Origin of the sequence: uncultured Aquincola sp. (assembly GCF_964001545.1) — a bacterium.
Lineage (GTDB): Bacteria > Pseudomonadota > Gammaproteobacteria > Burkholderiales > Burkholderiaceae_C > Aquincola.
Window position 1 is genome coordinate 1 of the sequence record NZ_CAXFDV010000783.1, and the last position, 10,599, is coordinate 10,599.

Genomic DNA, 10,599 nt, shown 5'->3' on the forward strand with positions numbered 1-10,599 from the left:
GCGCTGGCGCTGCTGCTGTCGGTGCACCTGGGCGCGGTGATGGCCTTGTTCGCCACCAAGCCCTACGGCAAGTTCGCCCATGGCATCTACCGCAGCGCCGCCCTGCTGAAGTGGGCGATCGAGAAGCGACAGCCGAGCCGCTTGCAGCTCGGCGACGACTGATTCCAACCGCCACCGCCAGGAGACCGCCATGCGCCCCAGCCATCCCATCCGTCGCCGTTCCATCCCCTTGCTGGCCGTCGCGCTCGCGCTCGCACTGGCCGCGGGCCAGGCCCAAGCCCAAGAGCTGCCCAGGAAGCCGATCACCCTGGTGGTGGGCTTTGCCGCCGGTGGCGCGGCCGATGCGGCCGCGCGGATGATCGCCAAGAAGCTGCAGGCCAACATCGGCCAGACCGTGGTGGTGGACAACCGGGCCGGCGCCGGCGGCAACATCGCCCACCAGTTCGTGGCCAAGGCCGAGCCCGACGGTTCGGTGATCCTGCTGGGCTCCATCGGCCCGCTGACCATCGCGCCGCACCTGATGAAGGTGGGCTACGACCCGTTCAAGGACCTGGCACCGCTGACCATGGGCGTGAGCTTTCCCAACGTGCTGGTGGTGCACCAGGGCGTGGGCGTGAAGACGCTGGCCGAGTTCGTGGCCAAGGCCAAGGCGCAACCGGGCAAGCTGGACTTCGCTTCCACCGGCGCGGGTTCGGCCTCGCACCTGGCGGGCGAGCTGCTGAACCAGCGCGCCGGCATCGACACCGTGCACATTCCGTACAAGGGCGGCGCGCCGGCCCTGCAAGACCTGCTGGGCGGCCGCGTGGCGGCCTACTACTCCACGCCCGCCACTGCGGCGCCACACATCGAATCGGGCAAGCTGGTGCCACTGGCCACCACCGGGCTGCAGCGCTCGGAGTTCATGCCCCAGGTGCCCACGGTGGCCGAATCGGGCTACCCCGGCTTTGCCGCCACCAACTGGTATGCCTTCATGGCGCCGGGCAAGACGCCGGTGCCGGTGCTGGAGCGCTGGAACCAGGAGTTGGTCAAGGCCCTGCGCGACCCCGAGGTCAAGGCCGAGCTGGACCACCATGGCCTGACCCCCGCCCCGGGCACCCGCCAGCAGCTGGCCGACTACATCGCCAGCGAATCGCGCACCTGGGGCCAGCTGGTGCGTGAGCGGGGCATCAAGGCCGACTGAATCTGCGGGTTGCATCAAATGATGCGACCGGTGCGGTGTCATGCACGGATACTCGGCGCTGGCTTCACCCAGCAGTTCTGAGCCTCGCTTCCGTGCAAACCCCCGACTTCGTCAGTACCTCCCACGACCCCCTGCTCGTCGCCGCCTCCCTGGTGGTGGCGGTGTTCGCCTCCTACGTCGCGCTGGACCTCACGCGGCGGGTGCAGGCCGCCACGGGCATGCTGCGGTTGGCCTGGTGGGCGGGTGGCTCGCTGGTGCTGGGCACCGGCATCTGGTCGATGCACTTCGTGGGCATGTTGGGCTTCGAGGCCGGCATGCCGCTGGGCTACCGCTGGTGGCCCACCGCGGCCAGCTGGCTGGCCGCCGTCTCGGCCGCCAGCGTGGCCCTGGGCGCCGCCACGCGCCAGGGGCTCACCCCGCCGGTGCTGGTGGGCGGCAGCGTGACCATGGCGCTGGCCGTGTGCGCCATGCATTACCTGGGCATGGGCGCGCTGGACATGGCGCCCGGGCTGCAGTGGCACTGGCCGCTGGTACTGGTGTCGGGCGCCATTGCCTGGGGCGCATCGGCGGTGGCGCTGTTCATCTTTTTTGCGCTGCGTGCGCGCCAGGGCCCGCAGCGGGTGGGCCTGCAGATGCTGGCCGCGGTGGTGATGGGCCTGGCCATCGGCGGCATGCACTACACCGGCATGGCGGCGGTGCGGCTGCCGCAGGGCGCGGTGTGCCTGAGCAGCGGCGACCTGGGCGGCCAGTGGCTGGCCGTGCTGGTGACGCTGACCACCCTGCTGGTGCTGGGCGGGGCCCTGCTGCTGTCGATCAACGATGCGCTGGCCCATGCGCGCGAGCTGGCGCTCAGCGATTCCTTGCGGCAGGCCAACCTGAGCCTGCGTGAAGCCAATGCCCAGCTGCAGCGCCACGCCTTCGAAGACCCGCTGAGCGGCCTGCCCAACCGCGCGCTGTTCCACGACCGGCTGCAGCACGCCATCCACCGGCTGAGCCGCCGCGACCGGATGGCCGGCCTGCACGAAGACCGGCTGGCCGTGCTGTTCCTGGACCTCGACGGCTTCAAGCCCATCAACGACACGCTGGGCCACCAGGCCGGCGACGAGGTGCTGCGCGAGGTGGGCCGGCGCCTGCATTCGGCCGCCCGCAGCAGCGACACGCTGGCCCGGCTGGGTGGCGACGAGTTCGCGGTGCTGATCGAATCGCGCGATGCCGCCCACGAAGCCATGCCGTTGGCCCGCCGCATGATCGAGGTGCTGCACCGGCCCTTCACCGTGGCGGCGCAGCGGGTGTCGCTGTCGTGCTCGGTGGGCGTGGCGCTGTACCCCGACCATGACGATGCGGGCCACCGCCTGCTGGCCTGTGCCGATGCCGCGATGTACGCCGCCAAGCGCGCCGGCGGCAGCACCTGCGTGGTCTACCACCCCGGCATGGAAGGCGATGCCGGCGAGCAGCTGGCGCTGCAGCAGGAGCTGCGCGACGCCATCGACCATGGCGAGCTGCGCCTGTACTACCAGCCCAAGGTGTGCAGCACCGATGGCCGCGTGCATGGCTGGGAGGCGCTGGTGCGCTGGCAGCATCCGCAGCGCGGCCTGCTCAGCCCGGCGGTGTTCATCCCGCTGGCCGAGCGCTTCGGCCTCATCGGCAGCCTGGGCAACTGGGTGGTGGAAGAAGCCTGCGCCCAGCTGGCGCGCTGGCGCGAGGCCGGGCTGCATTGCCGCATCGCCATCAACGTGTCGCCCCAGCAGCTGCGCCAGGCCGACCTGGCCGTGCGCATCGAAGATGCGCTGGTGCGGCATGCGCTGCCGCCCGAGCACCTGGTGTGCGAGATCACCGAAAGCGCGGTGATGGAGAACACCGAGCAGGAGCGCGGCATGCTGGAGCGCATCGTCGCGCTGGGCGTGCGGCTGTCCATCGACGACTTCGGCACCGGTTATTCGTCGCTGGCCCACCTGCGCAAGATCCCGGCGCGCCAGCTCAAGATCGACCGCAGCTTCGTCACCGACCTGGCCACCAGCGCCGAGGCCCACGCGGTGCTCGATGCCATCGTGCGCCTGGCCCATGCGCTGAAGATGGAGGTAGTGGCCGAAGGCGTCGAAACGCAGGAGCAGATGACGGTGCTGACCGGCCTGGGCTGCGACATCCTGCAGGGCTACTTCATCGCGCGGCCGATGCCGCCCGCGCAGGTGCCCGCCTGGGTGGCCGGGCGTGTGCCGGCCCCGGCCGGGCCGGCTACGATGGCACGATGAAGTGCCTGCAGTTCTCCCCCCACACGTCCCCCACCGACGCCGCCTGCTCCCCCCTGCCGGGTTGAGCCGCCGTGCGCGTCCTCATCGTCGAAGACGACTTCCTGCTGGGCGAGGCGCAGTCCACCGGGCTGCGCCAGGCCGGCCATGCGGTGGACTGGTTCCAGTCGGGCGCGCAGGCCGATGGCGCCATGGCCGGTGCCGATTACGACGTGGTGCTGCTGGACCTGGGCCTGCCGGGCAATGACGGCATGCACTGGCTGGCCCGCTGGCGCGCACGCGGGGTGCGGGTGCCCATCATGATCCTGACCGCGCGCGACGCGGTGGAGCAGCGCATCGCCGGGCTGGACGCGGGTGCCGACGACTACCTGGTCAAGCCGGTGGGCGTGGACGAGCTGGCCGCCCGGCTGCGCGCGCTGCTGCGCCGCACGGCCGGCCGTTCGCAGCCGGTGTGGCAGCACGGCGCACTGGCCTACGACCCGTCGTCCAAGCGGGTGCAGTGGCAGGGCCAGCCGGTGGAGCTGACGGCCCGTGAACTGGCGCTGCTGGAGGCCTTGATGACCGACCCCGAGCGCATCCTGTCCAAGGCCGTGCTGCTGGAAAAGCTGTACGACTGGAACGGCAACGAGCCCGAAAGCAATGCGCTGGAAGTGCACGTGTACCACCTGCGCCGCAAGATCCACGCGGGCGTGGTGCGCACGGTGCGCGGCGTAGGCTATGCACTGGGGCCGGCACAGTGAGGAGCGCCGACACCCGGCCACCCCGCCGCAGCCTTAGCCTGCAGCGCCGCCTGTTGTTGTCGGTGCTGGTGTGCGCGCCGCTGGTCTGGGCGGTGGCGGTGGTGGCCTGGGTGCACCATGCGCGGCATGAGGTCAACGAGCTGTACGACTCGGAGCTGATCCGCCTGGCGCGGGAGGTGCAGTCCACGCTGGTGATGGCCGGCGACACCGAGGCCGAGCTGCCCCTGGGCCAGGGCAATCGCCGCAACGGCGACGGCGTGGCCGACCTGGCCGACCTGGCCGTTGCGGTGTGGGACCGCCAGGGCAAACGCCTGCTCAACGACCGTGAAGGCGCGATGCTGGAGTTCCGGCCCGATGCGGTCGGCTTTGTCGACCAGACCATCGATGGCCGGGTGTGGCGGGTGTACTACCTGCAGTCGCGCAGCGGCAACCGGCTGGTGGCCGCCGGCCAGCGCGAGCATGAACGCGACGAAGTGGTGTGGGGCCTGACCCTGAGCCAGCTGGTGCCCTGGCTGCTGACGCTGCCGGTGCTGCTGCTGGTGCTGGCCTGGGCGGTGCGCCGCGCGCTGGCGCCGGTGCATGCGCTGGCCGACCAGCTCAAGGCCCGCGCCGCCGACGACCTGGCGCCGCTGGCCCAGCCCGAAGCGGTGCCGCTGGAGCTGGAGCCGCTGGTGGGCGCGATCAACGGCTCGTTCTCGCGCACTTCGCAGCTGCTGCTGCGTGAACGCCGCTTCGTGGCCGATGCCGCGCATGAGTTGCGCACGCCGCTGGCCACGCTGCGCGCGCAGTGGGAGGTGGTGCGCCGCTCACGCGACGATGCCGAGCGCGACCATGCGCAGCGCCGGCTCGATGCCGGCCTGGACCGCATGGACCGGCTGGTGACGCAGCTGCTGGCGCTGTCGCGGGCCGACAGCGCCGATGCCGCGCTGCTGACCACGCCCATCGACTGGCCCGAGGTGGTGGAGCGCGCGATGAATGACTGCCTGGCCCTGGCGGGGCGCCGCCAGATCGAGCTGGCCTGCGACTGGCCGACCGATGGCCGGCCGCCGCTGCCGTTGCGCGGCGACCCGCAGCTGATGACGGTGGTGGTGCGCAACCTGCTGGACAACGCGGTGCGCTATGCGCCGCCGGGCACCGCCGTGACGCTGGCCCTGCTGCCCACGCACCTGCAGCTGGACAACGCCGGCCCGCCGTTGACGGCCGATCAATTGCAGACGCTGGGCCGCCGCTTCCACCGCGCCGACGGCCAGGCGGAGACGGGCAGCGGCCTGGGCATCTCGATCGTGCAGCGCATCGCGCAGCTGCACGGCCTGGTACTGGAAGTGGGCACCGGGGAAGGCGGGCAGGGCGTGCGCATGGTGCTGCGGCCGGCGCCGGGCTGGGCGCCCGGTGCGGCGCCCGCGGCAGCGCCGGTCAGCGGGGCTTGACCTTGGCCAGCAGCTGCCGCGCTTCTTCGCGGCGGCCGCTGTCGGCGATCTGCCGGCCCGGGCGCGGCGGCGCCTGCAGCACCTTGTCCAGGTAGGGCACGGCCTTGTCGGGCTGCTGCGTTTCCACCAGGTACTCGGCGTAGAAGTAGTTGGGGTCGATGCCGTTCGGGTTCAGGGCCAGCGCCTTTTGCAGCAGCTCGGCGGCCTTGGCCTTGTCGCCGAATCCCAGCGGCCAGCCCGGCACCTTGTAGTACAGCACCCCCAGGCTGTTGTAGGCCGAGCCGTCCAGCGCATTGCCGTCGATCTGGATGGCCTTCTCATACAGCGCCTTGGCCTGCTTGGCCAGGTTCAGCGCGCCCAGGCCGCCCTTGGCGCCCGCCCAGGAGCTGACGATGATGCCCTCCCACACCAGCGGCTCGCTGGCGTTGGGATGGCTTTCGCTGAACTGGTGGGCCTTGCCGGCCAGGGCCTCGAACTGCTTTTCGCGCGCCGCGGCGGGCGACTGGTACTGGATCACCTCCCACTCGCGCTGCAGCTGCAGCAGGCCGTCGTCCAGCGGCGCGGCGCGGCTGGTCAGCGGCCAGGCGGCGGCCAGGGCGGCGCCCAGCAGCAGGCCGGCGAAGTGGCGGCGAGGCAAAGGGAAGGACAATGCTTGGTGTTGCAGGGGCATGGTCAGGCTCGCGGGGCGTGGGCAGACAGGGAAGGGGGGGCCGACAGGTGCTTGCGGTGGCTGGCGAAGGCCCCGTCCAGCAGCGTGGAAGCCAGGCCGTTCAGGCGCACGGCCACCTGTTCGGCGGTGCCGAGGAAGCGCTCGGCCGCTTCGCTGCGCAGCAGCTGCAGCAGCGCCTCGGCCACCACTTCGGGTGCATCGCTGGCGGTGTGGGTGGCCTGCGCATGGGCTTGCGCGGCGGCCGAATTGAAGCCGGTGCGCGTGCTGCGCGGGCCCAGGTACTGCACCTTCACCGGGCCGCCGGCCAGCTCGCGCCGCAGCGCCTGAGCAAAGCCGCGCAGGCCGGCCTTGCTGGCGCCGTACACGCTGTAGCCGGGCAGGCCCAGCGCGCCCAGCACCGAGCCCACGCAGATCACCTGCGCCTGCGGCTGGCTGCGCAGGCTGGCCAGCAGCGCCTGTGTCAGCACCATGGGCGCCAGCAGGTTCACCTGCAGCAACCGCTGCATCTCGGCCGGGTCGATGGACTCCAGCCGGCCGAAGGCGGGCAGGCCGGCGCCATGCACCACCACGTTGCAACCCCAGTCGATGGCGGTGCGGGCCAGGGCGGCGATGTCCTGGCTGTCGGCCATGTCGGCCGCATGCCATTGCACGCGGCCGGGGGCCTGCAGCGCCTGGCATTGCGCGGCCAGTGCGGCCTGCGAGCGGCCGGCCAGCAGCACCGCGGCGCCGCTGTGCACCAGCGCACGTGCCATCGCCTGGCCGATGCCGCCGGTGGCGCCGGTCAGCAGCACGCGGGCTTCTTCGGGCCTCATGCCGCCACCCGTTCGGTCAGCGGCATCGGCAGGCTGCGGAACACGTCGCCGTATAGCCGGAAGAACACCTGCGCCGCATGCACGATGTCGGCCTGGTCCACCGGGTCGTCGATGGCGTCCATCAACTGCTGGAAGTGGGCCACATGCTCCTGGTCCAGCGTGCCGTGCGAGCGCAGGTAGCTGAAGGCGCGGTCGGGCAGCCCGAGGTGCGTCTGGATCTGCTGCGCGGCCTGCAGCGCCAGGGCCACGCTGGTGCCTTCCAGCACATGCACCATGCCGAAGAAGCCCAGCGGGTTGCGCCGCATGATCTGGTCGTAGGCATAGGCCACCATCACTTCGGTGGCCGTGCCGGGGCGGCCATGGCGCACCGCTTCGGCATCGACGCCGCAGGCGCGCAGGTCGTCCAGGATCCACTCATCGTGGCCTTGTTCTTCTTCGATGTATTCGTCCAGCGCGCCGTCCAGCCATTCACGGCCGGCCGGGATGCGGGCGCGGAAGGCCTTCATCAGCGGCACCGTGTGGCGCACGTGGTGGTAGGCCTCGGTCAAAAAGGCCACGTAGCTGGGCAATGACACCTCACCGCGCAGCAGGCAGCCCTGGATGATGGGCGCGGTCAGCATCGCGCCGCGGGCGGCCTGGGTGTCTCGCACAAGGCGTTGGTAAAAGCTCATGGTCGGTATCCGTTTCTGGTTCAGGGCAGCACCGCCGCGCCTGCGGCCTGCAGGGCTTCGGCATGGGCCTGGTGGATGGCTGCGCGCTGCGGCCGGCCGTTGGCCGTGGCCAGGCCGCTGGCGGCATTGAAGGGGGCGGCGCCGCGCACCCAATGGGCCACGCGGGCGTAGTCGGGCAGCGTGGCATTGGCGGCGTCCACCGCCCGCTGCAGCTGGGCATCGCCGGCACCGGGCATCGGCCACAGCACCGCGCTCAGCGCCGGCTGGCCATCGCCGAACACCGTGGCGGCCAACAGCGCGGGGTCGTTCAGCAGCGCGGTCTCCACCCACTCGGGCGACACGTTGCGGCCGAAGGCGGTGATCAGCAGGTTCTTGCGCCGGCCCTGCACCTGCAGGTAGCCGTCGTCGTCCAGGCGGCCCAGGTCGCCGGTGGGCCACCAATCGGCCGCAGCCGTGGCATCGCCCAGGTAGCCCAGCATCAAGCTGCCGCCGATCTCGATCTCGCCGCTGGCCGAGATGCGCAGGCGCGCATGCGGCAGCGCGCGGCCGGCGCTGTGCGGGCGGTCGGCGCCGGGCAGGTTCAGCGTCTGCACCGAGGCACCTTCCGACAGGCCATAGCCCTCGTACGCCGGAATGCCCAGCGCACGGGCCGCGGCCAGCAGCCGCTCGCCCACCGCCGCGCCGCCCACCGCCACCATGCGCAGCGAGGTGGGGGCGCGCTGGCCGGTGTGCGCCAGGAAGGCCACCCAGGCGGTCAGCATCTGCGGCAGCAGGATCAGGCTGTGCGGCGCATGGCGCTGCACCGCCTGGTGGAACTGCGCCGGATCGAAGCCCGACGAGCCGGCCAGGCCCACCTGCTGCAGCGGCAGCACGCGGCATTCGGCGCCCGCGGCCAGGGGCGCCAGCAGGCCGGCGATGTTTTCCAGCAGCACCGCCAGCGGCAGCGCACACAGGTGGCGTTCGATGTTCAGCGGGGCCAGGGCCTGCACCAGGCCTTGCACCACCGCATCGATGCCGACGCCGCCCAGGCACACGCCCTTGGGCGTGCCGGTGGAACCCGAGGTGAAGGTGATCTTGGTGGTGCCTGCCGGCATCGCCACCGGCGCCAGGCCGGTGCGCACCAGGCTCAAGGGCTGGCCGGCCACGATGCAGGGCTGCTGCGGCGCGCCGTTGAAGCGCGCGGCCGCGGCCTGCGGCGGCATCAGCAGCGCATCCACGCCGGCGGCTTGCAAGGCATGGCCCACCTGCGCGGGCGTGAAGAAGAGCGGCAGCGGGATGTGCACCACACCGGCCTGGGCCGCGGCCAGGTCGGCCACCGCCCAGGCAGGGCCGTTGTCCATCAAGGTGGCCAGCACGCGCACCGGGGCCGTCTGCAGCTGGTGGGCCAGGGCCTGCACTTCGGTGTCCAGCGCCTCGCGGGTCCAGGCCTGGCGGTCGTCGCTCAGTGCGATCATGCCTGCACCCCGGTGGCGGCCGAATAGCGCGTGATGTGCCGCATGGCCCGCGGCAGGTGGCCGGCCAGCACCACCGGGGCATGGTCGTAGTAGCTGCCCCAGTCGGCGGCCGCATCGCCCAGCACGGTGGGGTCGGCCGCGCTCAGCGTCAGCGGCGCGATGCCGATGCGCACGAACAGCTGCCGCAGCTCGGCGGTGAGCGTGCTCACCACCCATTCGCCGCCACGGGCCAGCAGGTGGTCGGCCAGCATCAGCACCAGCCGGCGGCCATCGCCGGCGCGGCCGGCGGCCAGGTGGCCCACTTCCACGATGTGCTGGCGCTGCGGCAGCCCGGCATGGTGGGGTGCCAGCAGCTGCTCGGCGGCCGCAGGCAGGTAGCGTTCCAGGAACAGCGGGCCGGTGTGGCCGAAGCGATAGCCGGCCGCGGCGGTCAGGCGGTCGCCTTCCCACAGCCCCACCAGCATGGGCGCGAAGTGGTGCACCAGGGCGCCATAGCGTTGGTGGTAGACGGCCTGGATGAAGGCCTCGACCTGCGGGCGGCGGGGGTCGGCTGCGTCATGCACATGCAGCGTGGTGCTGGCCTGCGGCACAGGCCGGGGTTCCGTCAGGGGCGTGATGCTCGCCGTCGTCAATGCCATCTCCTGCACCCACGACAAGGTGGGGCTGCGGGCATCGTGCGGTGGCGCGATGAAGGCAAGCTGAAGCGCATCCGGCGGGGCGGCCCGCCGTGATTTGCTGCACGCCGGCCTGCTTCAGCCGGCGTTCATGTTGGGTGCGCAGCATCCGCCCCGTTCAACCCTTTGACCCTCCATCGAAGCAGCTTGCGATGACGCCACTCAGCCCCTCCCTCGACGTCCCCCTGCGCCACGCCGCAGCCGCTCTCGGCACCTGGCTGCTGGCCATCGCCGCCGCGGCGCTGGTGCTGTCGGCCGACTGGATGCTTTACACGGCCTTGGAGAACAGCTTGCACCTGTGCTTTCCGCAGTAGAGCGCTTCGGCGGCCGGCGGCAGGCGCATGCCCGCTTCACGCATCGACGCGCACGATCAGCTTGCCGCGCGCATGACCGGTGGCTTGGCGTTCCAGCGCGGCACGTGTGTCGTCGAACCTGAAGAGGCTGTCGGTGACGACCTGCAGCCGACCGGCCTCGAACAGGTGAAACGCCGCAGGCAGATAGCGGGCGGCATCGGCAAAAACACGAAGCTGCCTGCGTGACCCTCAGGAGCCTGGATGCCGAAGTCCACCGTGGTCGCGATGCGCCCACCGGCGCCCAGCACGGCCCATGACTGCGCCAGCGTGTCACCACCGAGGGTGTCGATCACCAGGTCGATGCCGCGCAGCTGGAAGACGTCCTGCGTGCGGTAGTCGATCACGTCGTCTGCGCCCAGGCTGCGCACCAGC

11 protein-coding genes and 2 pseudogenes are annotated in these 10,599 nt (G+C 71.6%); 6 read left to right on the forward strand and 7 right to left on the reverse strand.

Features of this window, described 5'->3' with window-relative positions; genetic code table 11:
• The 5 genes and pseudogenes from tcuB to ABNT58_RS27230 form a co-directional block, all read left to right on the forward strand.
• A pseudogene (tcuB, locus tag ABNT58_RS27210) lies at positions 1–162 on the forward strand (tricarballylate utilization protein TcuB); the annotation flags it as partial.
• Positions 163–208: 46 nt separating this feature from the next.
• Entirely contained in the window at positions 209–1,180 is a 972-nt protein-coding gene (locus ABNT58_RS27215) for a tripartite tricarboxylate transporter substrate binding protein (protein WP_348756511.1), read from the forward strand.
• 92 nt (positions 1,181–1,272) lie between these two features.
• Positions 1,273–3,429 (forward strand): EAL domain-containing protein, encoded by a 2,157-nt coding sequence (locus ABNT58_RS27220; RefSeq protein ID WP_348756503.1) that lies wholly within the window; start codon positions 1,273–1,275, stop codon positions 3,427–3,429.
• Positions 3,430–3,500: 71 nt separating this feature from the next.
• The gene (locus ABNT58_RS27225; protein ID WP_348756504.1) at positions 3,501–4,166 is read left to right on the forward strand and encodes a response regulator; all 666 of its coding nucleotides are present in this window, start codon (positions 3,501–3,503) and stop codon (positions 4,164–4,166) included.
• Positions 4,167–4,228: 62 nt separating this feature from the next.
• Positions 4,229–5,593 carry an ATP-binding protein gene (locus ABNT58_RS27230; RefSeq protein ID WP_348756512.1) on the forward strand — a complete coding sequence of 455 codons (1,365 nt, stop codon included), beginning with the start codon at positions 4,229–4,231 and terminating at the stop codon, positions 5,591–5,593.
• Here the strand turns inward: ABNT58_RS27230 and ABNT58_RS27235 are convergent.
• Genes ABNT58_RS27235 through ABNT58_RS27255 form a run of 5 tightly spaced genes read right to left on the reverse strand, consistent with a single transcriptional unit; the run spans position 5,580 to position 9,832 of the window.
• Complete coding sequence (locus ABNT58_RS27235; RefSeq protein WP_348756505.1) at positions 5,580–6,242, reverse strand: TRAP transporter TatT component family protein; 663 nt, start codon at positions 6,240–6,242, stop codon at positions 5,580–5,582. The genes ABNT58_RS27230 and ABNT58_RS27235 overlap by 14 nt on opposite strands.
• A gap of 23 nt (positions 6,243–6,265) precedes the next feature.
• Positions 6,266–7,075, reverse strand: a complete 810-nt coding sequence (locus tag ABNT58_RS27240; RefSeq protein WP_348756506.1) for an SDR family oxidoreductase — start codon at positions 7,073–7,075, stop codon at positions 6,266–6,268.
• Entirely contained in the window at positions 7,072–7,746 is a 675-nt protein-coding gene (locus tag ABNT58_RS27245; RefSeq protein ID WP_348756507.1) for an iron-containing redox enzyme family protein, read from the reverse strand. Before ABNT58_RS27245 ends, ABNT58_RS27240 begins: the two co-directional genes overlap by 4 nt.
• 20 nt (positions 7,747–7,766) lie before the next feature.
• A complete protein-coding gene (locus ABNT58_RS27250; protein WP_348756508.1) occupies positions 7,767–9,200 on the reverse strand; it encodes an AMP-binding protein in 1,434 nt (477 codons plus the stop codon).
• Entirely contained in the window at positions 9,197–9,832 is a 636-nt protein-coding gene (locus ABNT58_RS27255; protein ID WP_348756509.1) for a thermostable hemolysin, read from the reverse strand. The genes ABNT58_RS27250 and ABNT58_RS27255 overlap by 4 nt, the downstream gene beginning before the upstream one ends.
• A 194-nt stretch (positions 9,833–10,026) precedes the next feature.
• Here ABNT58_RS27255 and ABNT58_RS27260 point away from each other — a divergent pair, with 194 nt between their 5' ends.
• A complete protein-coding gene (locus tag ABNT58_RS27260; protein WP_348756510.1) occupies positions 10,027–10,188 on the forward strand; it encodes a hypothetical protein in 162 nt (53 codons plus the stop codon).
• A gap of 36 nt (positions 10,189–10,224) precedes the next feature.
• Here the strand turns inward: ABNT58_RS27260 and ABNT58_RS27265 are convergent, their stop codons facing one another.
• A complete protein-coding gene (locus tag ABNT58_RS27265; RefSeq protein WP_348756513.1) occupies positions 10,225–10,371 on the reverse strand; it encodes a zinc-binding dehydrogenase in 147 nt (48 codons plus the stop codon).
• Between the two features lie 128 nt (positions 10,372–10,499).
• Positions 10,500–10,595: pseudogene (locus ABNT58_RS27270) on the reverse strand (zinc-binding dehydrogenase); the annotation flags it as partial.
• Between the last annotated feature and the right edge of the window lie 4 nt (positions 10,596–10,599).

What these genes read in the sequence shown, in the direction of transcription:
- ABNT58_RS27240 (WP_348756506.1), bottom strand. Translation starts at nt 7,075, where the DNA reads ATGAGGCCCGAAGAAGCCCGCGTGCTGCTGACCGGCGCCACCGGCGGC.
- ABNT58_RS27245 (WP_348756507.1), bottom strand. Translation starts at nt 7,746, where the DNA reads ATGAGCTTTTACCAACGCCTTGTGCGAGACACCCAGGCCGCCCGCGGC.
- ABNT58_RS27250 (WP_348756508.1), bottom strand. Translation starts at nt 9,200, where the DNA reads ATGATCGCACTGAGCGACGACCGCCAGGCCTGGACCCGCGAGGCGCTG.
- ABNT58_RS27260 (WP_348756510.1), top strand. Translation starts at nt 10,027, where the DNA reads ATGACGCCACTCAGCCCCTCCCTCGACGTCCCCCTGCGCCACGCCGCA.